Annotated in this window: 25 protein-coding genes; 16 read left to right on the top strand and 9 right to left on the bottom strand. The window is 53.9% G+C overall.

Features of this window, described 5'->3' with window-relative positions:
• Positions 1-13 precede the first annotated feature (13 nt).
• The gene (locus tag GSF01_RS21780) at positions 14-1,150 is read right to left on the bottom strand and encodes an ABC transporter substrate-binding protein (protein WP_159887412.1); all 1,137 of its coding nucleotides are present in this window, start codon (positions 1,148-1,150) and stop codon (positions 14-16) included.
• A 303-nt stretch (positions 1,151-1,453) separates the two neighbouring features.
• Between GSF01_RS21780 and GSF01_RS21775 the strand changes: the two genes are divergently transcribed.
• The 13 genes from GSF01_RS21775 (at position 1,454) to GSF01_RS29840 (ending at position 13,847) form a co-directional block, all read left to right on the top strand.
• Positions 1,454-2,266 (top strand): MgtC/SapB family protein, encoded by an 813-nt coding sequence (locus tag GSF01_RS21775; protein WP_407945788.1) that lies wholly within the window; start codon positions 1,454-1,456, stop codon positions 2,264-2,266.
• A 293-nt stretch (positions 2,267-2,559) separates the two neighbouring features.
• On the top strand, positions 2,560-2,820 hold the full coding sequence (locus tag GSF01_RS21770; protein WP_159887411.1) for a hypothetical protein: 261 nt from the start codon (positions 2,560-2,562) through the stop codon (positions 2,818-2,820).
• A 283-nt stretch (positions 2,821-3,103) separates the two neighbouring features.
• Positions 3,104-4,042: a ubiquinol oxidase subunit II gene (gene cyoA, locus GSF01_RS21765; RefSeq protein WP_159887410.1), complete on the top strand. Its 939-nt coding sequence runs from the start codon at positions 3,104-3,106 to the stop codon at positions 4,040-4,042.
• Positions 4,043-4,057: 15 nt separating this feature from the next.
• Complete coding sequence (locus GSF01_RS21760; protein ID WP_159887409.1) at positions 4,058-6,052, top strand: cbb3-type cytochrome c oxidase subunit I; 1,995 nt, start codon at positions 4,058-4,060, stop codon at positions 6,050-6,052.
• Positions 6,052-6,684: a cytochrome o ubiquinol oxidase subunit III gene (gene cyoC, locus GSF01_RS21755; RefSeq protein WP_159887408.1), complete on the top strand. Its 633-nt coding sequence runs from the start codon at positions 6,052-6,054 to the stop codon at positions 6,682-6,684. The genes GSF01_RS21760 and cyoC overlap by 1 nt, the downstream gene beginning before the upstream one ends.
• A gap of 1 nt (position 6,685) precedes the next feature.
• On the top strand, positions 6,686-7,045 hold the full coding sequence (gene cyoD, locus GSF01_RS21750) for a cytochrome o ubiquinol oxidase subunit IV (protein ID WP_159887407.1): 360 nt from the start codon (positions 6,686-6,688) through the stop codon (positions 7,043-7,045).
• 201 nt (positions 7,046-7,246) lie between these two features.
• Complete coding sequence (locus tag GSF01_RS21745; RefSeq protein WP_159887406.1) at positions 7,247-8,035, top strand: DeoR/GlpR family DNA-binding transcription regulator; 789 nt, start codon at positions 7,247-7,249, stop codon at positions 8,033-8,035.
• Positions 8,028-8,984: a 1-phosphofructokinase gene (gene pfkB, locus GSF01_RS21740; protein WP_159887405.1), complete on the top strand. Its 957-nt coding sequence runs from the start codon at positions 8,028-8,030 to the stop codon at positions 8,982-8,984. Before GSF01_RS21745 ends, pfkB begins: the two co-directional genes overlap by 8 nt.
• Positions 8,985-8,997: 13 nt before the next feature.
• Positions 8,998-10,425, top strand: a complete 1,428-nt coding sequence (locus GSF01_RS21735) for a PTS fructose transporter subunit IIC (RefSeq protein ID WP_159887404.1) — start codon at positions 8,998-9,000, stop codon at positions 10,423-10,425.
• A gap of 35 nt (positions 10,426-10,460) precedes the next feature.
• The gene (locus tag GSF01_RS21730; protein ID WP_159887403.1) at positions 10,461-10,916 is read left to right on the top strand and encodes a PTS sugar transporter subunit IIA; all 456 of its coding nucleotides are present in this window, start codon (positions 10,461-10,463) and stop codon (positions 10,914-10,916) included.
• Positions 10,917-10,962: 46 nt separating this feature from the next.
• On the top strand, positions 10,963-11,229 hold the full coding sequence (locus GSF01_RS21725) for an HPr family phosphocarrier protein (protein ID WP_159887402.1): 267 nt from the start codon (positions 10,963-10,965) through the stop codon (positions 11,227-11,229).
• Position 11,230: 1 nt separating this feature from the next.
• On the top strand, positions 11,231-13,021 hold the full coding sequence (ptsP, locus tag GSF01_RS21720) for a phosphoenolpyruvate--protein phosphotransferase (RefSeq protein ID WP_159887401.1): 1,791 nt from the start codon (positions 11,231-11,233) through the stop codon (positions 13,019-13,021).
• 268 nt (positions 13,022-13,289) lie between these two features.
• Positions 13,290-13,847 (top strand): hypothetical protein, encoded by a 558-nt coding sequence (locus tag GSF01_RS29840; protein ID WP_235941673.1) that lies wholly within the window; start codon positions 13,290-13,292, stop codon positions 13,845-13,847.
• A 113-nt stretch (positions 13,848-13,960) separates the two neighbouring features.
• Here GSF01_RS29840 and GSF01_RS21710 read toward each other — a convergent pair whose 3' ends face one another.
• Both GSF01_RS21710 and GSF01_RS21705 read right to left on the bottom strand, forming a co-directional pair.
• Complete coding sequence (locus GSF01_RS21710; protein WP_159887400.1) at positions 13,961-14,767, bottom strand: histidinol-phosphatase; 807 nt, start codon at positions 14,765-14,767, stop codon at positions 13,961-13,963.
• Positions 14,768-14,776: 9 nt separating this feature from the next.
• Positions 14,777-15,679: a LysR family transcriptional regulator gene (locus tag GSF01_RS21705; protein ID WP_159887399.1), complete on the bottom strand. Its 903-nt coding sequence runs from the start codon at positions 15,677-15,679 to the stop codon at positions 14,777-14,779.
• A 179-nt stretch (positions 15,680-15,858) separates the two neighbouring features.
• On the opposite strand from GSF01_RS21705, the gene GSF01_RS21700 reads away from it, so the two are divergent.
• A complete protein-coding gene (locus GSF01_RS21700) occupies positions 15,859-17,418 on the top strand; it encodes an MDR family MFS transporter (protein ID WP_159887398.1) in 1,560 nt (519 codons plus the stop codon).
• An 11-nt stretch (positions 17,419-17,429) separates the two neighbouring features.
• A complete protein-coding gene (locus GSF01_RS21695) occupies positions 17,430-17,993 on the top strand; it encodes a PadR family transcriptional regulator (RefSeq protein WP_159887397.1) in 564 nt (187 codons plus the stop codon).
• Positions 17,994-18,063: 70 nt separating this feature from the next.
• On the opposite strand, the gene fabF is transcribed toward GSF01_RS21695, so the two are convergent.
• On the bottom strand, positions 18,064-19,302 hold the full coding sequence (gene fabF / locus GSF01_RS21690; protein ID WP_159887396.1) for a beta-ketoacyl-ACP synthase II: 1,239 nt from the start codon (positions 19,300-19,302) through the stop codon (positions 18,064-18,066).
• 148 nt (positions 19,303-19,450) lie between these two features.
• Here fabF and GSF01_RS21685 point away from each other — a divergent pair, with 148 nt between their 5' ends.
• A complete protein-coding gene (locus tag GSF01_RS21685) occupies positions 19,451-20,305 on the top strand; it encodes a helix-turn-helix transcriptional regulator (protein WP_159887395.1) in 855 nt (284 codons plus the stop codon).
• A gap of 8 nt (positions 20,306-20,313) precedes the next feature.
• Here GSF01_RS21685 and GSF01_RS21680 read toward each other — a convergent pair whose 3' ends face one another.
• The 5 genes from GSF01_RS21680 to GSF01_RS21660 all read right to left on the bottom strand — a co-directional run bounded on the left by GSF01_RS21680 (position 20,314) and on the right by GSF01_RS21660 (position 25,830).
• Positions 20,314-20,754 (bottom strand): MarR family winged helix-turn-helix transcriptional regulator, encoded by a 441-nt coding sequence (locus GSF01_RS21680; RefSeq protein ID WP_159887394.1) that lies wholly within the window; start codon positions 20,752-20,754, stop codon positions 20,314-20,316.
• Between the two features lie 152 nt (positions 20,755-20,906).
• Positions 20,907-21,695 (bottom strand): HAD-IIA family hydrolase, encoded by a 789-nt coding sequence (locus GSF01_RS21675; RefSeq protein ID WP_159887393.1) that lies wholly within the window; start codon positions 21,693-21,695, stop codon positions 20,907-20,909.
• A gap of 20 nt (positions 21,696-21,715) precedes the next feature.
• Positions 21,716-23,470 carry a sensor histidine kinase gene (locus GSF01_RS21670; protein WP_159887392.1) on the bottom strand — a complete coding sequence of 585 codons (1,755 nt, stop codon included), beginning with the start codon at positions 23,468-23,470 and terminating at the stop codon, positions 21,716-21,718.
• Positions 23,463-24,155 carry a response regulator transcription factor gene (locus GSF01_RS21665; RefSeq protein WP_159887391.1) on the bottom strand — a complete coding sequence of 231 codons (693 nt, stop codon included), beginning with the start codon at positions 24,153-24,155 and terminating at the stop codon, positions 23,463-23,465. The genes GSF01_RS21670 and GSF01_RS21665 overlap by 8 nt, the downstream gene beginning before the upstream one ends.
• A 760-nt stretch (positions 24,156-24,915) precedes the next feature.
• Positions 24,916-25,830: a transposase gene (locus GSF01_RS21660; RefSeq protein ID WP_159887390.1), complete on the bottom strand. Its 915-nt coding sequence runs from the start codon at positions 25,828-25,830 to the stop codon at positions 24,916-24,918.
• Positions 25,831-26,133: the final 303 nt, after the last annotated feature.

The raw sequence follows: 26,133 nt of genomic DNA, 5'->3' as shown, positions 1-26,133 counted from the left end.
CTCTCTCATGGCTTTACTTGTCATAAGGACCCAGCGTCTTGAGTGCGTATTCGCTATAGCTGGTGTCGACAGCAGCCTGGATATCGACCGGGTTGGTCACAATCCCGTTTTTGGTATACCATTCGACTTCTTCTAATAAAGAGGCGGGATTGAGCTTTCCGTCCGGATGCATGGCGGCGAAGTTAATATTTTTGTAGGCGGCGGCTTCTTTGACTGAAGTGTTTTTGGTCAAGATGCTTACAACCTCGTCGCGTCCCTTGTTTTTGAAAAAAGCATCGTTATAGTCGCGAACGCCCTTCAAGCGAGCGGTCGTCAGGCGGTTGGCGATATCCGTTTTCTTGGCAAAGTCTGGCGAAAGCATGAATAAATTTGCTTCCTGCCCGGGGAACATTTCGCCATTGCCGCGGAACTGGAAGAAGATCCCCTGGGTGATGCCGTTGCTCAGATGCGGCTCCGGTAAAATGGCGGCATCGATCGCGCCATTGGACAGGGCGGGCAGCATATCGGCGAACGTCAGCCCGACGAACTCGATGTCCTTCAGCGTCAATCCTTCCGGGGCAAGCAGCTTCTCGATATAAATCTGGGATGCACTGCCTTTGACCGCGGCCACGCCAATCTTGCGTCCCTTAAGATCCGCCGGTTTCTTGATCTCCTCTGATAGACGCTTGCCTACAACTAGCGCTCCCCCATCTCTTCCTTTTTCCGACGTGACGTTAGGAGCGACGAGCTTGATGTTTATTTTGCTTCCCAGCATATTGTAAAGCGCGGCATTGGCCGGCCCGTCTCCGGCATCAATCTGCCCGGTGCCAAGTGCGGTAATCAGCTCGGTGGCAGCGCCGAATTTTTGAATATCGACCTCTATCCCCTGCTCTTTAAAATACCCGCGTTCCGCTGCCAAATAGATGGCCGAATCACCGAAAACCCCTAACGTCCCGACCTTGACCTTGTCAAGTGCCCGGGATGGCGTGCTGTCTGCCTTTGGTTGGGCGGGCTCGGCAGGGTTGACGTTGGGGACCTCGGCGGTATTCGTGCTTCCGTTTTTGTTCGTACCGGCCGGTGTTGGAGCGATGCTACCGGCGGGAGCTTGAGTTTGACCGCAAGCAGCTAGCAACATAGATAAGAAAACAAGTATAGCGAACAACTTTTTCATGAAGCAAACCCCTTCCCCTTGGACAATTATGAAGTATGATGCCTTCATTTTCACACTAAACAAAGTAACATACTTGGTATTGAGAATCGTATCATTCACTGGCCTTTATTGTCAATAAATTGCAATAAATAAAATATAAAAGCAAAAGTTGTTAATATAACACACTTCAATTGACACTATCTCCGTATTTTCATAGAATGGACAACAATAGTCGTTACCCGTCACGCGTAGCAGCTTAATGAATATAGGATCCCTGGAGTGAAGGCGCATTCCAAGGACTTGGGGAGTGAGGTGCAATCAAGAATGACCATGAATCCCGAGGTTTGGGAAATCAGTTATTGGGAGCTGAGCATCCGCATCGTTATTGCGCTGGTGCTTGGCGGTTTAATCGGTCTGGAGCGTGAACTGGGCGATCACCCGGCGGGCTTCCGTACGCATATTCTCGTTTGCGTCGGGTCTGCGCTTATCGTCCTGCTGTCCAGCTATGGCTTCTCCCAATTCGCCTTTGAAGCGAATGTGAGGATGGACCCTGCCCGTCTGGCGGCACAGGTCATAAGCGGAATCGGCTTCCTGGGTGCCGGTACGATCATGAGAACGGGCGCGACGGTGGCCGGTTTGACGACTGCCGCCTCCTTATGGGTGGTTGCGGCTATCGGACTAGCTGTCGGAGCGGGCTTTTATTACGGAGCCGCATTGAGTACCGTGGCGGTGCTTGTCAGTCTGTTCGTCCTGAACAAGGTCGATACGAGCGTATTAGCCGGATCTCAGAAGAAGCGCAGCTTGTCCCTGGAGGTACCGGACGGAGGAGGGCATCTGGGGCGTATCGCGACTCAAATAAAGGAGATGGGAGCGGTGATTTCCGACATGCAGGTAGAAAACCGCCAACAAGCGCCAGCGCGTGACGGTGGAGAGGGGAACAAGCAGACGATGCACATTCAGATGATGCTGAAGTCCAAAAAGGATGTGTATGAGAAGCTCGTTCTGATGCTTGCCGAGGACCCGCATATCCTTCGCTTGGGCACGTCGGAGAGCACACCTGTGCCTGACATGAAGAAGAATCTTACTTCGCCTTCCGGCAGCTCTGCCGCGTCGCATTCGGGCCCCGGCCCCCGCTAAGCTGCAGACGGACTGACGCGATCAAGCCTGACCTCAGAAGAGAGCTTTATAGCACGATTTACAGCAAGCCTGACGGCCGAATATCATGCGTCAGGCTTTTTCATGTCCACCTATAGAGGGTGGTTGGTTGGAGGAATAGAGGTTTTCTTTGCTCGAAATCGGGTAAACATACAGGAGACAGCCCAATTATGTCCGAACTATGGCCATAGTGTGAAAAAAGTTTGAACAACAATCGGTGATTTGTGGTATACTAGGAGGAAGTAAGCACTTTCATCAGGATTGGAGTGATTGGCATGACGACAAGAACGACATCAGCTAATAACAGGAACGAGATGGGACGTGATGTAGGTCGTCTGGTCACGATGATGACGGTTGCGGCATGGGTGTTTCTCGGTCTAGGCTTGGTACTCAGCATGCTTAACCTGCATCATTTCAGCGATAAGAATGCCTCCCTTATGGTAGGTATCGGCTGCATGGTCGGAAGCGTGTTTGTCTATGTGATCCGTACAGCCATTCATCTGGTTCATTCACGCGCCGCATCGGTGACGGAGTAAGCCGTGCATGAATTTAGCGTAAGCTTCCTGCCTCCCATTGGGAATGGCTGGAGGCTTTTTTGCCGTTTTCATAGCTTTTCATTCCGGTCAATGTCGAACCGGTGACATTTGTTTTACAGGAAAATGGCGAAGAGTTGACGTATTTGTTAACCCTGATTCACAGGGGGCCGAAATTTGGTATGTTACTTATAGGGGAAAAAGTGAACTAAATCACAAGTACATCGGAGAGGAAGTTCACCCATTCGTTAACTAAGGTTGTCGAACAACGAACAGGAGGTTCATCATGCCAAATCCGAAAAAGGCGATTCGGACCGTATTTCCGCTGTTGATCGTGGCGATGCTCATGCTGCTGGCGGGGTGCGGGGAGCAGGTCATTGTGATGGACCCGAAAGGGCCTATCGGACAAAGTCAGAAAGATTTGATCATCATCGCGTCGGTGCTTTGCGCAGCGATACTCGTACCTGTCCTGCTGCTTACCGCGTACATCGTATGGAAGTACCGCGATAAGCCGGGCAGTAAAGCCGTTTATAAGCCCAACTGGTCGCATAGCACGGCTATGGAAACCGTTTGGTGGGGAATTCCGATTGTAGTTATCATTATACTAGGCACGTTTACGGTTAAATATACGTATGCCCTGGAGCCGTCGAAGCCGATCGAATCCGATGTCAAGCCGATTACGGTCCAGGTTACGTCTCTGGATTGGAAATGGCTATTCATGTATCCCGAGCAAGGCATCGCAACAGTGAACTATCTGCAGATTCCCGAACGGGTTCCTGTCAAGTTCGAGCTCACCTCGGATGCTCCGATGAACTCCTTCTGGATTCCGCAGCTTGGCGGCCAGATGTACACGATGTCTGGTATGGCGATGACGCTGTTCCTGCAGGCCGACCATGTCGGCAAGTATTACGGATCAGGGGCGAACTTCAGCGGCGAGCACTTTGCCGATATGACCTTCGATGTCGATGCGGTTACGGACGAGCAATTCCAGAAATGGGTAAACGAGGTCAAGCGCTCCACGCCAGCTCTGACCAAAGCCGGCTATGAGCACCTGGCGACGCCGGGTAAGGCCAACCCTCAATTTTTCTCTGCTTTTCCAGAAGGCCTGTTCGATCAAATTGTAAATAAATATGCCGTTGGCGGCGGGCACGCCGGCCATGGCGGTGCCGCTAAGAAGACTGAGCCGATAGAGGCCACGACGAATACTTCGGACACTAAACGATAGAAAGGAAGTCCGCACATGCTGGATAAGATCAAGCAGTTCGCGTCCGAATTTTTCGTGACCGGCGATCCCCTGATTCTAGGGGCCCAGGTCAGCATCGCTATCGCCATGGTGGCGATTGTGTTCGTGCTCACCTACTTCAAAAAGTGGGGCTGGCTTTGGCGCGAATGGCTGACAACCGTCGATCATAAAAAAATCGGTATTATGTATATTATTTGTTCCATCTTGATGCTGTTCCGCGGCGGGGTGGACGCGCTGCTGATGCGTCTGCAGCTGGCGCTGCCGAATACGGAGTTTTTGAACGCCGAACACTATAACCAGATTTTTACGACGCATGGCGTCATTATGATTTTGTTCATGGCGATGCCGCTGATGTTCGGTCTGTTCAACATCGTGGTTCCGCTTCAGCTTGGGGCGCGCGATGTCGCATATCCGTTTTTGAACTCGCTCAGCTTCTGGATGTTTTTCTTCGGTGCGATGCTGTTTAACGTATCGTTCGTTATCGGCGGATCGCCGGATGCAGGCTGGCTTGCTTACCCGCCTCTATCGGAGGTGTCCCATAGTCCCGGAGTCGGGCAGAACTTCTATATCTGGGGCATTCAGATTTCGGGGATCGGGAGCTTAGCCACGGGTATCAACTTTATTGTGACGATTCTTAAAATGCGTGCTCCCGGCATGGGCTTGATGAAAATGCCGATGTTCTCCTGGTCCGTTTTGTCCAGCTGCATCATTATCATTTTCGCATTCCCGATTCTGACGGTTACACTCGCCTTGCTGTTCCTTGACCGGTTTGCGGGGGCGCATTTCTTCACGCTCGACGGCGGGGGCAACCCGATGATGTATATCAACCTGATCTGGATGTGGGGACATCCGGAAGTGTATATTGTTATCCTCCCCGCTTTCGGGATTTTCTCGGAAATCGTCGCGACGTTTTCCAAGAAAAAACTGTTCGGCTACAAGTCGATGGTATTCGCTATGCTGATTATCAGTGTGCTGTCCTTCTTCACGTGGGCGCATCACTTCTTCACGATGGGATCGGGGGCCGACGTCAACGCCTTCTTTGCCTTAACCACGATGGCGATAGCCATACCCACCGGGGTTAAAGTATTCAACTGGCTGTTTACGATGTTCCGGGGGCGAATACGCTTCACGACCCCGATGATGTGGACGATAGCGTTCATCCCTTGCTTTGTCGTCGGCGGTATGACGGGAGTACTGCTTTCCGTAGCACCGGCAGACTTCCAGTTCCATAACAGCTACTTCCTGATCGCGCATTTCCATCAAGTGCTGATCGGCGGCGTAGCATTCGGATACTTCGCAGGTCTTTATTACTGGTGGCCTAAGATGTTCGGCTTCAAGCTCAATGAGCACTTGGGCAAATGGGCTTTCTGGACTTGGAACATCGGCTTCTACGTGTGCTTCATGCCGCAGTACATCCTGGGTCTGATGGGAATGACGCGCCGGATGTATACGTATGATTTCGATATGGGCTGGGGGCCGCTTAACCTGGTGTCTACCGTCGGAGGCTTTCTGATGGGGATCGGCTTCATCTTTCAGGTATGGCAAATTGCCTACAGCATTAAGAAGCATGACCGGGATACGACTGGGGATGCTTGGGATGGTCGGACGCTGGAATGGTCCATTCCTTCACCAGCTCCCGTTTATAACTTTGCGGTGCTGCCTGAGGTAAAAGAGACGGATGACTGGTGGGAGCGTAAGCAGGAGCTCGGCGGCGGAGACGCAGCTGTTGCCAAAATTTACGCCGAGCGAGACAAGGTTAAGCTCGAGCCGATTCATATGCCGCGCAACTCGGCGATACCTTTCGTCATGTCGTTCCTCTGGTTCTTCGTCGGCTTCGGGTTTGTCTGGGGCTGGCTCTGGATGGCGATTCCTGCTTTGGTTGGCGTAGCGATTTGCATGATTGTTCGTTCCTTTACCTACAACACGGATTATTATATTCCGGTGGACGAAATTAAACGTACGGAAGCAAGTTTACGGGAGGTGAGGGTCTAATGGCACAAGCTGTTTCTCATGGACATCCTTCAAATGGACACGCGGCTCATAGTCATGATGAGCATCACGAGCATGAGCATGAATCGCTGAAAACATTCGGCTTCTGGCTTTTCCTGATTACCGACTGCATCTTGTTTGCTACGCTGTTCGCGACTTATGTCGTCCTGCGCGGCAATACCAACGGAGGACCGACGCCGGAAGAGCTGTTCCAGATGCCGGGCATTATCGCCGAGACCTTCATCCTCCTGACGAGCAGCTTTACGAGCGGACTCGCTGTGCTTGCCATGAATGCAGGGAAGAAGAAGGGGCTCATCGGCTGGCTGGGCGTGACAGCACTGCTCGGAGCAGCCTTTATCACGCTGGAAATCGCCGAGTTCGTCCATATGGTGGGCGAGGGCGCTACGATCGGCACCAGCGCTTTTCTATCCGGTTTCTTCACGCTGGTCGGTACGCACGGACTTCACGTATCGCTGGGGCTGGTCTGGATGCTTGGTCTTATCCTGCAGCTGCGCAAGCGTGGTATAACGCCGGTCACTAAGCGCAAGGTAGAGGTCCTCAGCTTGTACTGGCACTTTCTGGACGTTGTGTGGATTTTCGTGTTCACGGTCGTCTACCTGATGGGGGTGATGTAAGATGGCAGGTTCCAAAACGGCTCCGATCCCGCCAAGAGGGCAGGGAGAGCATCCTTCTGGCTCCGGCGGCTCCCATGGGTCGCTGAAGTCTTATGTAATCGGATTTGCCCTGTCGATCGTGCTGACGATCATTCCGCTTGTCATTGTGCTGAATGGGCTGGTGAACCGAACGGGGACGCTGCTTGTGATTCTTGTGGCCGCTATCCTGCAGTTCGTGGTACAGCTGGTGTTTTTCATGCACGTGAAAGAAGGGCCGAATGCTCGCTGGAACATCATGGCCCTGATCCTGGGATTGATTATTCTGCTTACCATCGTAGCGGGCTCAATCTGGATTATGACCTATAATGCTGTAGCTCATTGAGCCGTTTCATCTATACGAAAACCGATGCCAGGATAAGCAAAACCGGCATCGGTTTTTTTGTTGTTTGCCAGCGATACTGAAAATAAGCATTGACATGAACGTTATGACTGAATATAATTCGGTTATACGATAAAACGGTCACAAACGATCGTAATTAGGAGTGAAAACATTCATAAACGATCGAATGGAGGGGGAACCTACATGTTTGGTGAAGAAAGGAAGGGTTTCATTCTGCAGCTGGTGGAAGAGCGCCAGCGTGTCGATTCGCAGGAGCTATGCGAACGGTTTCAGGTCTCGGAATCCACCATCCGCCGCGATCTGCGGGAGATGGAAGAGGCAGGACTGCTGAAGCGTACGCATGGCGGGGCTATTTCAGTGAAGCATGTAAATTTTGAACCAAGCTTTACGGAGAAGGAAGTTTCCTCGCCCCAGGAGAAGAAAGCGATTGCAGCGAAGGCGGCCGAATTGATTCGGAACGGAGATACCATTCTTCTTGATGCAGGCACGACGACCTTTTATTTGTTTCAGCACTTGGCAGCGTTTTCGAAGCTTACGGTAGTTACCAATTCACTTCAACTGCCCCGTGATCTGCAGCTGCCTGCCGGCATCGAGATTATGGTGCTGGGCGGCTCCTATCGCACTGGGGTGCATTCCCTGGTCGGTCCCATGACCGAGCGATGTCTGGATCTGATCAAGATCGACAAGGCATTTATGGCGACAAACAGCATGGATTTGACAGAGGGCTTGACCACTCCAAACATGATGGAGGCTGATATCAAGCGCAAGATGATTAAACGCTCGGACCGCGTGATCCTGCTGAGCGACAGTACCAAGGTTAACCGGGTGAGCTTTGCACGGTTTGCCCATTGGCAGGATATCGATGTTTGTGTGACGGATGCCGGCCTTCCGCAGGAATACTCGGACATGCTGGTCGCCAGAGGCATTGAAATCCATCAAGTGGATACGGGCAGGGAGGAACAGCATGAGTAAGCATCAGGTCGTAACGGTAACGCTGAACCCGTCGATGGATAAAACCGTGCTCCTCACGGAGTTGAAGGTGGGCGGACTGAATCGGGCGCTTGAGACGCGTCTTGATCCCGGCGGCAAAGGAATTAACGTCGCACGGATCTTGCAAAGCTTTCGAATCGGAGTGACCGCGACGGGATTTATCGCCGGCAGTCTGGGCGGGCAGATCCGGCAGGAGCTATCGGCAAGCGGCATCCGCACGGAATTTATCGAGGTTCCCGGTGAGACCCGGACGAATCTGAAGCTGGTGGACCAGGCGCAGCGCATTACGACAGAGGTGAATGAGTCCGGCTTTAACGTCGGTCAGGACGCGCTGGCGCTGCTGAATGACAGGCTTGAGCTGCTGCTGGAGAATACGGAGGTGCTGGTGCTGGGCGGAAGCTTGCCGCAGGGAGCGGATCACCGCCTCTACCGCAGCTGGATCGCCGCGGCCAAGGACAGGGGAGTTAAGACCATACTGGATGCGGATGGAGCAGCGCTCGCAGCAGGCGTGGAGGCGGCGCCTTACGCGGTCAAGCCGAATCTTTATGAACTGGAGCAGTTGATCGGCGGCAGGCTTCACACGGAGAAGGACATTATGGAGGCAGGCCGCGTCCTCTTAAGCCGCGGCGTCCGGCTGGTCCTGATCTCGATGGGAGCCGACGGCGCGATTGCGATGAGTGAAGAGCAAGCCTATCGCGTCAAGCCGTTCCCGATCCAGGCGCTAAGCACGGTAGGCGCCGGGGATTCGATGGTGGCTGTGATGGCTTATGCGCTGCTGGAGAATAAGCCGCTGTCCGAGCTGGCTAAGTGGAGCACCGCGGCAGGTACGATTACGGCCTCCAAGTCCGGTACGCAGGTATGTACCTTTGAAGAGATCGAGCGTCTGGCCAGTCAGGTCCAGGTGAATCAGGTGTTAATTCCGCATAACTAGGGAGGAATGAGAGATGAAGAAGCTGTTGGCTGTGACATCATGTCCGACTGGTATTGCCCACACGTATATGGCGGCGGAATCGCTGCTCAAGACGGCCGGGGAGAAGGGGATCCCCATGAAGGTAGAAAAGCGCGGCGCTCTCGGAGTCGAGGATGAGCTCACCGAGCAGGAAATCGCTGAGGCGCATGCGATTATTGTGGCAGCCGATACGGATGTGGCCGAGTGGCGTTTCGAAGGCAAGCCTGTGGTCAGGGCAGGCGTGGCGGAAGGAATCAAAAATCCGTCCAGGCTGATCGAACAGGCGCTTGCCAAGGAAGCTGCCAAGCCGGCTGCAGGGGCGGCCGAGCCGTCGTCGACTGCCGCGGCAGCCGATCGCAGTTCTCAACGGAAGGGCGCCTACAAGCATCTGATGACGGGCGTGTCCAATATGCTTCCGCTCGTTGTAGCCGGCGGCATCATTATTGCTCTGTGCTTCATTTTCGGGATTAAGGCGTTCGAAGAGCAGGGCACGCTCGCAGCGGCGCTCATGAGCATTGGCGGCGGGGCTGCCTTCGCGCTGATGATCCCGGTTTTATCAGGCTTTATCGCCTTCTCTATAGCGGACCGGGTCGGTCTGGCTCCCGGACTGGTCGGCGGTATGCTGGCCAGCCAGCTCGGCGCAGGCTTTTTGGGGGGCATTATCTCAGGCTTCCTGGCGGGCTATATTGCCAAGTGGCTGCGGACTTACATCAAGCTTCCCAAGGCCCTTGAGGGCATTAAGCCCATTCTGATCATTCCCCTGTTCTCCACGTTAATTGTCGGCTTACTGATGATCTATGTGGTTGGAACTCCGGTGAAAGGCATTATGGATGCCCTGACAGCCTGGCTCACCGGTCTGAATTCCGCCAATGCGGTTGTGCTAGGTCTGGTGCTCGGGGCTATGATGTCCTTCGATATGGGCGGTCCGCTCAACAAGGCAGCCTATACCTTCAGCGTCGGCCTGCTGGGCAGCCAGGTGTTCGGCCCTATGGCAGTGGTGATGGCCGCAGGGATGACGCCTCCACTGGGACTCTGGCTGGCGACTGTTATCGCCAAGCATAAATTTACGAAGGAAGAACGGGAAGCAGGCAAGGTCGCCTCGGTGATGGGTCTGGCCTTTATCACGGAGGGAGCAATCCCGTTTGCGGCAGCTGACCCATTCCGCGTAATTCCGTCCACGATGCTCGGCTCCGCAGTGACCGGTGCTCTCACGATGATGTTCGGGGTGACGCTGCAAGCGCCTCACGGGGGGATCTTCGTACTGGCGATTCCCAATGCCGTTACGCACTTGGCTTCGTATGCGCTTGCAATTGTGGCCGGTACGGTTGTGACGGCTGTATGTGTGTCCTTGCTGAAGAAGCGCAAAGAGGAGACGGTGCCCACCCAAGCTGTGATTCAGCCGGGCTCGGTCCATTCCAACTAACCAAACGGTAACTAACCAAACGGAGGTACACTATCATGCGCGAACCTGCATTGCTTCAAACGACTAACGTGATTCTCGATATCCAGGCTTCAGACCGCGACGATTGCATCCGGCAAATGGGTGAGCGTCTGCAAGCATCCGGATACGTGACAGACCTTGCCGCTTATATGGATTCCGTTCTGGCCCGCGAGGAGCACACTTCTACCGCGATCGGCTTCGGCGTGGCGATTCCTCACGGCAAGTCTTCCGGTGTCGCCAGGCCGGGAGTGGCTTTTGCCCGCACGGCCCAGCCGCTGGAATGGAATGCGCTGGACGGCAAGCCTGTCTCGATGATGATTATGCTCGCGATCCCGCAGGAAGAGGCCGGCAAGGAGCATCTGCGTATCCTCGCTTCGGTGTCCCGCAAGCTCATTCACGAGAGCTTCCGCCGAGAGCTGCTGGAGGCCAAGACGGAGGAAGAGGTTATCCGTATTCTGGAGAGCGCATTGTAAGCCAGACGGACAACATGAATCGATAGAACAGGAGGAACTACCAACGATGCAAACCGTTACCTTAACGATTATCAATGAAGAGGGCATGCACCTCAGGCCCGCACAGGCATTGGCCGATGCGGCTTCCGGCTATGACTCCGATATCTACCTGCAAACCGCAGACGGTCAGGAGGCCAATGTAAAGAGCGTGCTGAATCTGATCGCACTAGGTCTGGAGAAGGGCGCACAGGTTACGCTGGCGACTGAAGGCGAGGATGAGGAGCAGGCGCTCTCCGAGCTGGCGAAGCTGTTCGAGCAAGGCTTCGGTGAATAACATGAGCGAAATCCGGATTCCAGGCATAGGCGTGTCGGAAGGCATCCGTTTCGGATCGGTATTCGTGTACGCGAAGCCGCCAGCCGAGGCAGCCTTCCCGGAACGCATTGAGGAAGGCGAAGTGGAGGGCGAGCTGGCTAGACTGGAGAAAGCCAAGCACGAATCGCTGGCGGAGCTTGACGCTATCATTTCCCAATCGGAGAAAAAACTTGGCAAGGAGAAGACGGCGATTATTCAGGGACAGCGAAGCTTTCTGAACGATCCTGCATTCTATGGAGAGATCGTCCGTCAGGTTAAGCGCAAGCAGTCCTCCCCTGAGCACGGGGTGCTGACGGTCCTGGCGCAGCTCACGGCCTTGTTCGAGAAGATGGAGAATGCTTACGTCAAGGAACGGATACATGATGTTAGAGATGTTGCGGAACGGCTGATGTCGCATCTGCAGCACGTATCGTATCCCGATCTCAAGCAGATTACGGAGCCGGTCATTCTGGCAGCCGACGATCTGACGCCCTCGGTTACCGTTCAGCTTGACCGGAACATCATCATGGGCTTTGTAACGAGAGCCGGCGGCGAGACGACGCACACCGCCATCCTGTCTCGTTCCCTGGGCATCCCGGCGGTTGTGGGCACCGGGGACGACTTCGTCCGTCTGCAGCATGGCGACCGTATCATCCTTGACGGTACCGAGGGCATCTGTATCCTGCATCCGGAGCCTGCTACCGAGGCGGCTTACCGGCACAAGCAGGAACGCGAGCAGGAGGCGGCCCGGAAGCTGTCCGCTTACAGGGAGCTGCCCGCGGTCACGGCCGACGGCGCCGAGATCGGGCTCGCTGTTAATGTCGGCATGCCGGAGGAAATGCGCGAGGGTATCGTGCAGGAGGTACATGGCGTCGGCTTATTCCGGACGGAATTCCTATTCATGAATGCCGCCAGCTTCCCGACGGAGGATGAGCAGTTCCAGGTTTATCGCAGCATGCTTGAAGCATGGCAAGGGAAGCCGATTGTGATCCGGACACTCGATATCGGAGGAGACAAGAAGCTGTCCTATTGGGATTTGCCTCATGAAGACAATCCGTTTCTCGGTATGCGGGCCATTCGTCTGTGCCTGCATGAGCCGGAGCTCTTCCGCACCCAGCTTCGCGCTATCGTGCGGGCCAGCGCATACGGCTGCGTGAAAATCATGTTTCCGATGGTCTCCTCGGTGCAGGAGTTTCGTACGGCCAAGTCGCTTACGCAGGACATTATGCGCGAGCTGAAGGCCGACGGCGTTCCATTCGACGAGAAGCTAGAGATCGGCATTATGGCCGAGATCCCGTCGGTGATCCAGCTGGCTGACCGTTTTGCGAAGGAAGTCGACTTTTTCAGCATCGGAACGAATGATCTCGTTCAGTACACGCTAGCCGTGGACCGGATGAATGAAAAGGTTGCGCATCTGTACGATTACTTCCATCCGGCTGTGCTGCGATCAATCCATCGACTGATCGAAGCGGCGCACGCCGAAGGCAAATGGGTCGGCATGTGCGGCAAAATGGCCGGCGATCCACTCGCTGCTCCGCTTCTGCTGGCGATGGAATTGGATGAATGGAGCATGGATGCGGCTTCTGTCCCCAAGCAGAAATATACGCTATCCAGGCTGACCGCTGCCGCAAGCGAGGAACTGCTTCAGCGCGTGCTGGATATGGACACTACGCAAGAAGTGCGCCAGGCGGTTCAAGCGTTCCGGGCTTCCGGACCGGCAGAGCCGGCAGAAAAGGTCCGTCCGACTCGTGCAGACGCATCGGCCCGCCCCTAAACTTCATGAAAACTCCCCGATGGCTCAAGCTGTCGGGGAGTTTTCCATGGGGTTGATCCCCAATCTTGCTCAAAGAGTCCTCCTCCCTGTGGTCTTCCCAAGTTCCGGTTTCGGATCTCGCTCGGAGGTCAACTACCTATTTTGTCTGAGCCTGGGGAATGGACCCAAACGTACGCCTCAAGAAGGACATATGCTGAAGTAGGGCCATCGGATAAAGGCGGTACGGTAAAAAGAACCGTTGGAACGTAGAAGGAAGGGTGTACAGCGTATGAGTAAACAACAACGCGCATCCGGGCGGCATCGTGCTTCCTCCTCTGCGGCAGGACGCGCGGGTACTGGCAGCCGGACGGTCCGCAAGCCGAGAATTGCAAAGCCGCAGCCCCGGATAAACACCGCTGAAATACAAGGTCTATTCTCTCCATACGAACAAGATGGACAGACGACAGCTCTGGGTAGGGGTGTGTTAGGGACTGAGAGGGAAAGTCTTGCGGCTGGCGCAGGCGTGGGCGCAGGCGTAGGGGCGTCGGGTGGCGGCGATTTCATGACGCTATTCAACCGCATGGGCGGGCTGGACGGTATTCTGTCCACGATGGGCAAGGTGCAGAAGATGGTAACGATCTTCAGGCAGTTCGGCCCGATATTCAAACTGTTCGGGGGAGGCTTTGGCTTGGGAGGACTGGCGAAAACAGCGTCCTTAAAACGGCATTCTACCCATAAGGGGACCAGACGCTCCGTACATCCCGAACGCTCCGGACGCCTCGGCGGACGTGTCTTATCATCGTCCAGACACGACAGAGATGGCTACAAACCGAAAGGACGCCATTAGAAGTGGCGGCATGCTATGCCAAGCCAACCAAACAAAGGGGCTGACACTCCGCAGAAGAGCTTCTGCGGGGAATGTCAGCCCCTTTATGTTAAGATTGGTTTTTCGTTCGGTCTCTACAACGGCACGCTGTGTGGGCGCTTCTCCTTGAAATACACCCACTCGCGATAACCGATGGCTTTGAGCGTAGCGGCCACTTCTTCCCAATCGTCGCCGACCCGTTCCGGTACATGGGCATCGGAGCCAAAGGTGACGGGCACCTTATAGTGGAAGGCTCTCTCCAGAACTTCATGGATCGGGTACCATCCGCCGCAATCCTTTGTTTTACCCGATGTGTTGATTTCGATGGCAACCCCGTTCTCGCCGATGACCTTGAGCGTCCGCTCGACGGCTTCGGTCTTAATTTCCGTGAAGGCGGGGTAGAAGCCGCGCATAGCGTCAATATGACCGAGGATCTGGAACATGCCGCTGCGGGCAGACTGTTCGATCAGATCATAGTAAATCTCCTTTTGTTCAATCTGCTGCTGCTCGGATAAGCCTTTCCAGCGCTTGCGGTTGAAGATGCTAACCCCTCCCGACAGATGAACCGAGCCGATGATATAGTCGAACGGGTACTGCTCGTAGATCGCCTGATAGATCTCGGCATGCTCGGGGAAATAGTCGGATTCCACACCAAGCAGGACATCGATACGCCCTGCATACTCGGCTTTCAGCTTCAATACTTCGTCTACATAACGGCTGAACTCGCTCTTGGCCATAGCGATGCCAGGCTGGGCCTGCTCCTCGCTGCTTGCAAAATAGGGCGAATGGTCGCTGATGCCGATAACCTGCAGGCCGTGACGAATGCCGGCCTCTACATAATCGCGGATCGTACCGACCGCGTGACCACAACGTTCATGATGCGTATGTAAGTCGAATTTCATGGCGTATGCTCACTCCGAACCTATGAATTGGATTTCCTGCATGCCCTTCAGGTCAAGCAGGAACTGATGCAGCGCCGAGCTCAAGTAACGGCCCGACTTATACACGACACCGACAGGATGGCTGATTTCCAGCTCATTGACCTTAACCATTTTCAAAGTTCCCATTCTCAGCTCATTCTGGATAGAGAGCTTCGATATGATGGCAGCTCCAAGATTCAGCTCTACCATCCTTTTCACTTCTTCGCTGCTGGACAGCTCCATAACGGTCTGCGGGGCTATATGCAGAAGCTTGAACACTTGGTCGACAAACCGCCGACCGGCCGTCTCCGGGGACAGCATGATGAGAGGCAGATCATGAAGCTTCTCGATAGGTACATGAGAGAAGCGGGCAAGCGGATGCTGGGGCGATACGGTCAGCTCGAAGGTGTCGTAGTAGAGCACCGAGCTCTCCAGGGTAGCTTGCTTCTCGAACAAGTACGTGATGCCGATGTCGATCGCTCCATTTTCGACGCTTTGCATGATCTGCGAGGTCGACATGGAATGGATCGTAGTCTTGATCAGCGGAAACTGATTTTGAAAGTAGGACAGCACCCGGGGCAGGATCTGCATGGCGATGGAAGTCGTAGTGCCCAGATGGATATGTCCCTGGGGCGTCTGGTTCAAATCAGCCAGCCGCTGCTTAAGGTCCTCGACAGTCTGCAGGATCATCTCGGCATGATCCAGAAATACGCGGCCGCTATCGGTTAGGGTGACGGGTTGATTTCTGTCGATCAGCACGGTCTTGAACTCATCCTCCAGACTCTTGATCTGGGCGGATACGGCCGGCTGGGTCAAATTCAGCAATTCACCGGCTTTGCGAAAGCTCATGGTTTTGGAAATGGTAATGAGCGTCTCCAGTTGGTTCAGGTTCACGTCGTACCTCCTCTCCAAAGGCGTGAACGTGCGCTATCAAGTCACATTTAATTATATGATAATGGAAAGGGAAGGGCAAACAGGGGGACAGGCTTCCCATTTATAGCGCTTGATTATTACTCAAATTTGAGTATAATCGTTTTATCTTTAAATTATTCAGAGGTAACGGAGGATCGAAGATGGAAGTGAATAAAAAGTCCAATATCCCGTGGACGGTAACGGGGCTAATGCTGGCGCTGCTCCTTGCTTCGCTGGATCAGACGATCGTCTCGACGGCCATGCCCACTATTCTCGGAGAGCTAGGCGGACTGGAGCAATTCGTGTGGGTATTCTCCGCCTACTTGATCGCTAACGTCGTGGCGATGCCTATCTTCGGCAAGCTTGGGGATATGTACGGACGCAAGCTGTTTTTCCTGATCGGACTCGTTGTTTTCATGATTGGCTCCGCCCTGTGCGGAACATCCGATTCGATGCTGCAATTGATCATCTACCGTGCGATCCAGGGGATTGGCGGCGGTGCGATGATGCCCATTACCTTTGCCATCGTATTCGATATTTTTCCGCCTGAGAAGCGGGGCAAAATGCAGGGGCTGTTCGGAGCCGTTTTTGGAATATCGAGCGTGCTTGGACCGCTGGCCGGCGCGTATTTCACCGACTATGTCAATTGGCAGTGGATTTTCTACATTAATTTACCGCTGGGCATTCTGTCGTTGGTGCTGATCTCCTTATGCTACCATCCGGTTCTGCCGAAAAATCCGAATCAGAAGATCGATTGGCTCGGCACTCTGGCTTTCACGGCAGCGATCATTTCCTTGATGCTTGGCCTAGAGCTTGGCGGCAAGGAATATGACTGGGTATCGGCGCCTATCATCGGCATGTTTGCGGCAGCCGTTGTACTGCTCGTGTTGTTTTACTTCATCGAACGCCGGGCTTCGGCGCCGATCGTGCCCTTCCAGTTGTTTCGCTCCAAGCTGTTCACGGCAAGTATGGGGGTCAGCTTCTTCTATGGAACGCTGATGATCTCGGCCGCGACCTATATTCCGCTGTTTATCCAAGGCGTATTCCAAGGCTCGGCGACGAGCGCGGGACTCGTGCTTACTCCGATGATGCTGGGGGTGGTAGCCAGCAGCGCCATCGGCGGGCGCTTCCTGGCGAATGCCTCGTATCGCAGTATCATGCTATGCTCGGCGACCCTGCTGCTTGTTGCCACTATACTTCTCGGAACTATTTCCATAGAGACGCCGCGCTATCTGGTCACGCTATATATGATCATGCTAGGCCTTGGTATCGGCGCCCAGTTTCCGGTTATCTCCATATCCTCGGTTCAAAGCGTCAGCTTCGAATACCGCGGGGTTGTGACGTCGCTCGTTTCCTTCTTCCGTTCGATCGGCTCGGCCGTGGGAGTGACCGTGCTTGGTACGGTACAGTCTTACGCGCTGAGGGAGCGCATCGCTGAGCTGCTGCCGGGTAATGCTACCAGCCAAGCCCCGGCAAATCCGCAAGCGCTGCTGAGCGAACAATTCCGCCAGGCGGTTCCTAAGCCGGTGCTCGATAAGCTGATTCTTGGCTTGGCGGATTCGATCGCGTTTGTCTTCCAGGTATCGATCGCTATCGCGATAGTTGCTTTTATCTTCGTGCTGCTGCTGGGCAAGTCGAGATTGGAGCTTTCTCCAGGTGGGAAAAGCTCCGGTAAGCCGGGAGAGGGCGATGCGCCGTCTCCGCAGCATGGGCATATGTAGGCCAGTCGTCTATGTCCATGAAGCTTGTTATACTGGGGCTGTTGATGGAAGCGGACAGCCATCCTTACGAGATGCGGCAGAAGATGAAAGAGCGGAATATGCTCCACTATATTAAGATGCAGGAAGGCTCTTTGTATTATGCAATCGAAACGCTTGCTAAGACAGGAGCCGTCAAGCAGGCGATAACGTACAAGGACAGCGGAGGTCGACCTGAACGGACGGTATACCGGATTACGAATGCGGGCAAGCAGCTGTTTCAGGAGCTGCTGGAAGAGCAGTTCGAGGAAACCAAGACCGTGTACCATCCGCTGTATGCGGCGCTCGCCTTTGCCAAATATGGGGATCAACAACGAATTCACAACTTGCTTCTGGCCAAGGTAGAGGAACAGCGGCATATCCTTGCTGTACTGAGCGAGGTATATGAAAGCCATATTCCCGATGTATCGCGCAGTGTTCTGCATATGATGAAGGGACGTATGGAGCATGCTCAGGTCGAGCTTCGCTGGCTGGAGAGACTGACTGCCGACGCGGGTCAGGATCGTCTGAGGCTGCGCGGTTTGCCGATCGAAGACTAAGAAAAGAAGAGGCGCTTGACTAGTAAAGCCGTGCTTCCCGTCCATTCATGGGAAGCACGGCTTTTTGTGATTAGCGGTAACCGCGAAGAACAAGCATGGCATTATGTCCCCCAAAGCCGACGGAGTTGGACAGTCCTACATCGACCTCCGCACGGCGTGCCGTATGAGGCACATAGTCCAGATCGCAGTCCGGGTCCGGATGATCCAGATTGATCGTTGGGGGGATAAGTCCATGGCGAATCGTCTGAATCAGCGCGATCGCCTCCACGCCTCCGGCCGCACCCAGCATGTGGCCTAGCATGGATTTATTCGCCGTGATCGGGATGCGGTAAGCATGCTTGCCGAATGCCGTCTTCACGGCGACGGTCTCCGCCAGATCGCCAAGCTGAGTGCCGGTCGCATGGGCATTAATATGGTCTACCGCCTCAGGGGGCAGACCCGCATCCTCGAGAGCCAGTGTCATCGCGGCGCTCGCACTGAGACCTTCCGGATCGGGAGCGACCATATGATAGGCATCCGAGGTAGAGGCATAGCCGACGATCTCGGCATAGATCCGGGCGCCCCGCGCCAGCGCATGATCAAGGGCTTCCAGCACAAGTACGCCGGAGCCCTCGGCCATGACGAAGCCGTCTCGCCCGGCATCGAACGGTCGGCTTGCCTTCTCGGGGGCGTCATTCCTCGTAGATGCGGCAGATGCATTGCCGAACCCGGCCAAGGCAAGCCCATGGGTCGTCGATTCCGTGCCTCCGGCTATTACGGTGTCGGCTCCGCCCCGCTGAATGAGTTTGAATGCCTCGCCGATCGCGGTGTTGCCCGTCGCGCAAGCGGTGACCGGTGCAAGGGTGGGGCCCTTGGCGCCCGTCATTATACTGACCTGAGCGGCAGCCATGTTGGCGATCATCATCGGTACAACGGCGGGACTGACCCTTCCGGGCCCGCGCTCCAGTAGCGTCTTGTAGTTGTCGAGCATCGTCTGGAGACCGCCTACCCCGGTCCCGATATAGACGCCGACGCGCCTCGCATTGCGCTCTGAGATGTCGAGCCCGGCATCCTTAACGGCTTGCCGGGCTGCCGCGACTGCAAGCTGACAGTACCGGTCCATCCTCCGCGCTTCGCGCCGGTCTATGACGGTTTCGGGATCAAAGTCCCGGACGGCTCCGGCGATTCGGACTTTGTAGGGGGAAGCATCGAAGGAGTCAATCGTACGGATCCCGGATCGTCCGGACGTGAGTGAGTCCCAGAACGTTTCGACAGATTGACCGATTGGACTTATGACACCCATTCCAGTGACAACAACTCTTGGTACCATAAAGCATCAGCCTCCTTTGGGTTGATATTAGGACCAGATCCTATTCTTGATAATGGCACATGCCTTATCCTATTACAAGTTGTTGTTTATCCTGGTATAATGGTTAACATGATAAGATTGTAGCTCGCAAATAGGGAGGACTCCAGCCGTGAATAAGGATGCGCGTTTGTCAGCGCTAGCTGAATTTCTGATTTCCCACCGGGCTCGCTTGCAGCCTGTCGATGTGGGGATGCCAGCGGGTACCAGAAGGCGTACACCGGGCCTTCGCCGTGAAGAGGTTGCCCAACTGGCCGGAGTAAGCACGACCTGGTATACGTGGCTTGAGCAGGGGAGGGAGATTACCGTATCGCCTCAGGTGCTGGAATGCATCGCTTCCGCTTTGCGGCTGAATGACGATGAAAGGCAGTATTTGTTGATGCTGGCGACCGAGCAGCCGATCCAGCCTGCCGCCGGGGCTTCTGGGTGGGAGGTGGTAGCGTCCATCCCTCCGTCGCTGCAAATCCTGCTGACGGAGCTATCTTCATGTCCGGCCATCATCTCGGATCGGCGCTGTCAGATTGTCGGATGGAACGAAGCGGCAGCCGCGGTATTTATGGATTTTAATCTAGTTCCTTCAGAGGAGAGAAATTTGATCTGGCTGTTGTTCACCCGCAAAGAGTTTCGTGCCTTGGCTGTAAATTGGTATGAGTTTGTTTGCGGCTTTCTAGCCATCTTCCGCTATTATTACGGCCGCTATGTAGGAGATCCGTGGTACGGGGAATTTATTGAACGTCTTAGCAAGCAGAATCCGGATTTTATGTCGATCTGGAACCGTAACGATGTAAGCCCTGCACCTGAGGTGTTCATCGAATTCCGTCATGCCAAAGCGGGCAAAATGCTTTTCGATCTCAGTTCGCTCCAGGTTCAGGGCCAGACTGACTTGCGTATGAGCGTGTACACGCCTTCTCCCGGCTCGGATACGGCGGTCAAATTGAAGCATGTCATGGAACGCAGAAGCAGATGAGAGGAGTTCTACAACTGCTCTTCTTCCACGTGCTTGACCATTTTTTCGAAGATAGATAGGAAAGCTTCAAGCTCATCCGGCTCTATATAGGATAAATACCGCTTTAAGGTTTCGTCCCGGATGACTCGCAGACGCTGCAGCGTGTCCGAGCCCTTCTCCGTTATGGATAGCCTAACAATCCGGCGGTCATGCTCATCATGGGTACGCTCCACCAGGCCTTGCTGAACAAGCCGTTCGATCATCACCGTAATGGCGCTCGGCGTAACCTCCATCTTCTGGGCGAGCTTGCCGCCGGGACAAGGCCCCATCTTATGAAGGGTGTAGAGCATCATCGTCTGGGGACCGGTGAGCGAAATATCCCCGCGAACACCAAGCTCGGGGCCTAACTTGCGGAACAAGGCGAAAAACGACCGTTCGAATCGTTCGATATGCGGTTCACGTTCTATCATGGAAGGTATATCCTTTCTTGGATTAAAAATTTAAAACAAAATATTTTAATTATTTAATTAAATGTATCATTCGGTTAATAAGAAGTCAACGGGATAACGGGATAGCCAAAAAGCCCCTTCGTCAAAAAGACTGGGAGCTTCGGGCCAATCGATTATAGCAGCAGTTCCTGCAGATTCCGGCATATGCGATCAGGACGGATTCCCGTGCGACTAATCGCTTCTTCGGCGGCAGCGAGGTCAGTCAGCAGCCCGGTTAATACGAGCGCTGTACGGCTTCCTATGGAGATCCCGCCTTGAATATCCGTAGACAAATTATCGCCCACGGTCCATATATCGGTAATCGGCAGGTTCAGCTTGTCTACGGCAGCTTTCATAATAATCTGCGATGGCTTACCGATGACAACAGGGGCAATGCCTGATGCGCGTTCGATAGAGGCTCCTAGGGAGCCTGCTCCGGGCGTCAGCTCGCCGTTCCAGGGGAGCAGGTGGTCAGGATTCGTAAGAATGGATACGGCGCCTCTACGCAAATGCGAGGTTGCCGTCATCAGCTTCCCGTAATCGAATAAACGGTCGATACCCTGTACAACGGCGCTCACACTTCCAGGCTCGTCGCCCGCCTCGGCCAGTTCAAAGCCGGCCTGCTCCAAGGCGTCTCGCAACCCCCGTTCCCCGATGCAAAATACCCGGCGCGTAGGCAGCTCCAGCTCAAGCAAGTGACTGGCAGCGGCCTGTGAGGAGGTTAATACCTCTTCGGGGTACGCTTCGATCCCGGTCGCTTCCAGATGCCTGGACACCTCCTCGGGCGTCCGGGAGGAATTGTTAGTCAAAAACACAAAGGGGTAGTTCTGCTTGCGCAGATGAAGGACAAATTGTCCCGCTCCGGGAATCGGGTTATCCCCATGGTACAAGGTTCCATCCAAATCCAATAAATAGCCTGGCATCGATATACGTCTTCCTCTCCTCAGATTACCAGTCTAAGTTTAACATAAAAATGAATCTCGCCGTCAGCCGATTCGGCCCAGATCTGTCCGTCATGCGATTCCACGATGCTTCGCGCTATCGCAAGTCCCAGACCGGAGCCCCCGGTCGTCGAGCTGCGGGCGGGATCGATGCGGTAGAAGCGGTCGAACAACTGCTCCAGTTCTTCGCGTGTCAACGCGTCTGCCTTATTGCTGATCCGGATGACGGCATGCTGACCTTCTTTGGCCAGTCCAACCGCGATCTCGCCCGGCTTAGGACTGTATTTGATAGCATTGCCCAGAAGATTATCGAACACGCGTATCATTTTATCCACGTCCGCATGGACCGTCAGCTTCTCTTGGGGAATGCTGCGCAGCAGCACAAGGTTATGCTCCTCGCTCAAGCTCACATATTCCTCCAGAAGCTGCTCCATCAGGTCGTTGATAGCTACGCCGCGCTTGTGAAGGGGGACATCCTGATTGGACAGTTTCGTGTACTCGAACAGGTCGTCGATTAAGCCCTTCAGCTTCTCCGATTTATTGTAAGCGATCGAGACGTAGGAGGCCGCTTGCTCTTTGGAATCATAGCTTTTGTCGTGGAGCAGCCGCAGGTAGCCCATAATTAACGTAAGCGGAGTCCGCAGATCATGGGACACATTAGTGACCAGCTCGTTTTTCAAACGTTCAGCGCGCCTTTCCTCTTCCATTTGGAACTGGAGATCGCCTACCATTTGATTCATATCTCGGGCTAATGAGCCGAGCTCATCCCGCGAACGTTCGATTACCCGGTGGTCCAGATTGCCCGTAGCGATGATGCGCAATCCTCCCGCAAGCTCTTCGATATACCGCATTTTCCTTTGGGTGAAGCAGTAGAAGAGGAAGATGAAGATAGCGAGCGCGCTAAGCAAGGAAACGGGGCTCTGGCCTTTCTGATAGCTGATTTCCGGCTCAGGGATGGCGCTTACGATAAGGTAAGATTTCTGATTGTTATATGCAACCGGATAGAAGCTGGAAAATTCGGTCCGTGAAAAACGTTCATAGCTGTTGCGCGTATCCATGGCATTGCGGATCACATGATGGACATCCACATACGTTTCAGGGGCGTTGTCACTTCGGAATACGACCCTGCCTTCCAAATTGGTTATGACAATTTTGTATTTTTCGTTGGAGGCGAGTCGTTTCACTTGGCTTTGAAATGTACGCAGTCTGGATTCACTGATCCGCTTCAGCCTATCGGCTTGAGAGCTTTGCGGACTGGTGGAGGCTGCCTGGCCCCCGGACTGAGAGCCGTTCTGAGAACCGGTCTGGAGAGCATCCTGCCGAGAAGAAGCGGCTGCGTCCGTTTGCCCCGGCAAGGGTATTTCGCGGGCGGCCGGGACTGTAGGAACAGGCTCGCCATCGGTCGTACCGAATTCCTCATGGTCGTACTCACTCGGCGGCTCGAGCAAGCGTACTAGCTCTCGCGCTTCGTTATCGATCTTTCTGACGCCGGAGGTGTAGTCGATAACAGTCCCTTTATTGATCTGGCCGAATAGCTCAGAGCTGATCGCGTAGAACAAGGTGGCCACTCCGAAACAGACGGCGAAGGTGAGGACAAGCTGCAGGCGGATACTTTGCTCTATATGTCTGCGAGCCATCCGGTAAACATCCATCAGAAAATATAGGAGTCCCCGGAGCAGATTAAATGGAAACCAGGTGAACGGAAAACGTTCCAGCACCGGTTTTCGCGGCTTTTGTACCTTCTCTTGTTTATTCAACTTTATACCCCACTCCCCAAACGGTTTTAATAAATCTTGGTTTCCGCGGATTATCTTCGATTTTCTCACGAATTTTCCGTATATGTACCATGACCGTGTTGTCTGAATCCAAATAAGCCTCTTTCCATACCGCTTCATAAATTTTCTGGATGCTCCAGACTGTACCCCGATGCCGGACGAGCAGCTCTAATATAGCAAATTCGCGTGGAGTCAGCCTGAGCTCGCGCCCGTCCAGCTTGACCTCATGCGTTGCCGTGTTGATAGTGAGATCATCGACTTCAAGCTCATGATCCTTATTGGGCTGCCCGACATTCAGGCGTGTGTAGCGGCGGAGTTGGGACTTGATTCGGGCGATCAGCTCCAGGGGATTGAAAGGCTTCGAGACATAATCGTCGGCTCCCGTGCTGAGCCCCAGAATCTTATCCATATCCTGGCTTTTGGCTGACAGCATAATAATCGGCATATTCTTCTCCTGGCGGATCTTCAGGCAGGCCTCGATCCCATCCATCTTGGGCATCATGATATCGAGTACGATCAGATCCACTTCTTCTTTCTTGAGGACGTCCATTGCCTCTATGCCGTTACTTGCGCGAAGCAAGCGGTAGCCTTCATTTTTTAAATAAATTTCGAGCAGGTCGATGATTTCGGGCTCATCGTCCACCAGTAGAATGGTTGGCTGTGCCATGCGACGCTGGCCTCCTTCTTTAATCCGTACTTTGTGTGGGAATGTGAGGACTTGCTAACAGACTCCAGTATAGCCTCTAAATCTTAACAAGGGCAGAGTCATTTTCTTAAGACATTCTTAAAATTGAAAGGAGGGTTTGGCGGTGCAGATGCCCAGGGATAACAGAGGGACCCTGCTACGCTAGGTTCTCGCATGGGAGAGCTGGGGTCTGGCGAGAGCCTCGGCCTTTTTTGAGGTGGGTGATGCTTCGCGCTTCTATGGACACTATCCCCTTCGCTCAGGTGGATGAGCTTAGGTGGATGGTGCTCGGGTGGAATGCACCTAGGTGGATAAGCTCGGATGGATGGGGCACGAATGAATGGGCTCAGGTGGATGAGCAAGAGTAAGTGTAGGGAAATATAACTCGGATCCGAGGGCATAGGGGAACAACGCTAAGATGCAGCGCGAGCTTGGCGGTATATGAGTATGGATGAGCCCAGGTGGATGAGCAGGAGTAAGCGTGGGGAAATTTGCTCGAATCCGAGGGCATAGGGGAACAACGCTAAGATGAAGCGCGAGCTTGGCGGTATATGAGTATGGATGAGCCCAGGTGGATGAGCAGGAGTAAGCGTGGGGAAATTTGCTCGAATCCGAGGGCATAGGGGAACAACGCTAAGATGAAGCGCGAGCTTGGCGGTATATGAGTATGGATGAGCCCAGGTGGATGAGCAGGAGTAAGCGTGGGAAGTGTGCTCAAATCCGAGGGCATAGGGGAACAACACTAAGACGCAACGCGAGCTTGGCGGTATATGGGTTCTGTCGCACTAGGAGACCCATGTATGATAGCAGAGTAAGTTGTACGTGGTGAGGTGGCACACAGCCTGGTTAGGTGCGGAAGCACAGGGGTTTGCGCAATAACCCCATTATAATGGTAAACAAATTCCTCTAAATATCGTTGAAGATGTTTGGGGCCAATACCATGGAACGTTTGGTTTAACCAGCGTGAGGCTTCTAAGGCCGCAGCCAGCAATGGACGGAATCGCTTCCGATTGAAATGCAAGATGTTGGATTCGATGCGTGAATTCGCCTGATCGACATGAAGCATCGTAAACGCGGTTATACCGGTCGAACGGATGGTTGTACCTGTCAGATGTCGTTCGGGCATATGCATGATTCTTACCTCTTGAATCTCACCTTGGTCATTGACGGAGGCTCCTACGAGCAGCGCTTGCCGCTTAGGATGAGGGTTCAAAATGGAGCACCAGGGCTTTCCATAAAAAGCCGAATTCAGCTGAACATGCCCGGAAATGGGCGCTTTATTATTAGCAGCAATAGCATGCCGGATCTTATGCAGGATAAGCCAGGCAGTTTTATAAGTGACGCTGATGATTTTGCTGAGCTGAAGAGCGTTGATACCGGGAGAAGCGGAAGCGACTAGATGCATGGCATGAAACCATTTGCGCAGATCGGTCCTGCTGCCTTCCATGATCGTGCCGGCAATCAGCGAAGCTTGATGATGACAAAGCCTGCATTGAAAGAGAGGCAGCTTCCGGGTGCGAATCTCGTAGGCATGGCGATGTCCGCAATCAGGACAGCGAAATCCATCCGGCCACTTGGCTGTGTAGAGGGCTTCTATGCATGCTTCCAGCGCACTATGATCTATGGAAAAATGAGTTGTCTGAGTCTCCGGGTACATAAAATCACCTCAGAATAGATATAAGAACATTTGTTTCCATTATATCAAGTATACGTTCGTATATCAACATTTTTTCTGGAACATCGGCTGTGCTCCTGACGATATTGCTTTGGCTTGAGGGACAGCCGGTTCTGGGCTCCTCCCTGAGCGAACGGGATAGTGGCTATAGGAAGGCGGGAAGGGGAATAACGTTTGGAGACCTGTGTTGGAACGGATAGGAGCGGATTGGAACGGATTAGAACAGATAGGAGAGGATTGGAACGGAATGGAAAGTAATGGAATGGAATGGATAAGAATGGATCA

The sequence above is a fragment of the Paenibacillus puerhi genome (genome assembly GCF_009846885.1).
Classification (GTDB): Bacteria; Bacillota; Bacilli; order Paenibacillales; family NBRC-103111; genus Paenibacillus_G; species Paenibacillus_G puerhi.
The sequence above is the reverse complement of the archived record's forward strand: the minus strand, read 5'-3'. Positions and strand labels throughout refer to the sequence as shown.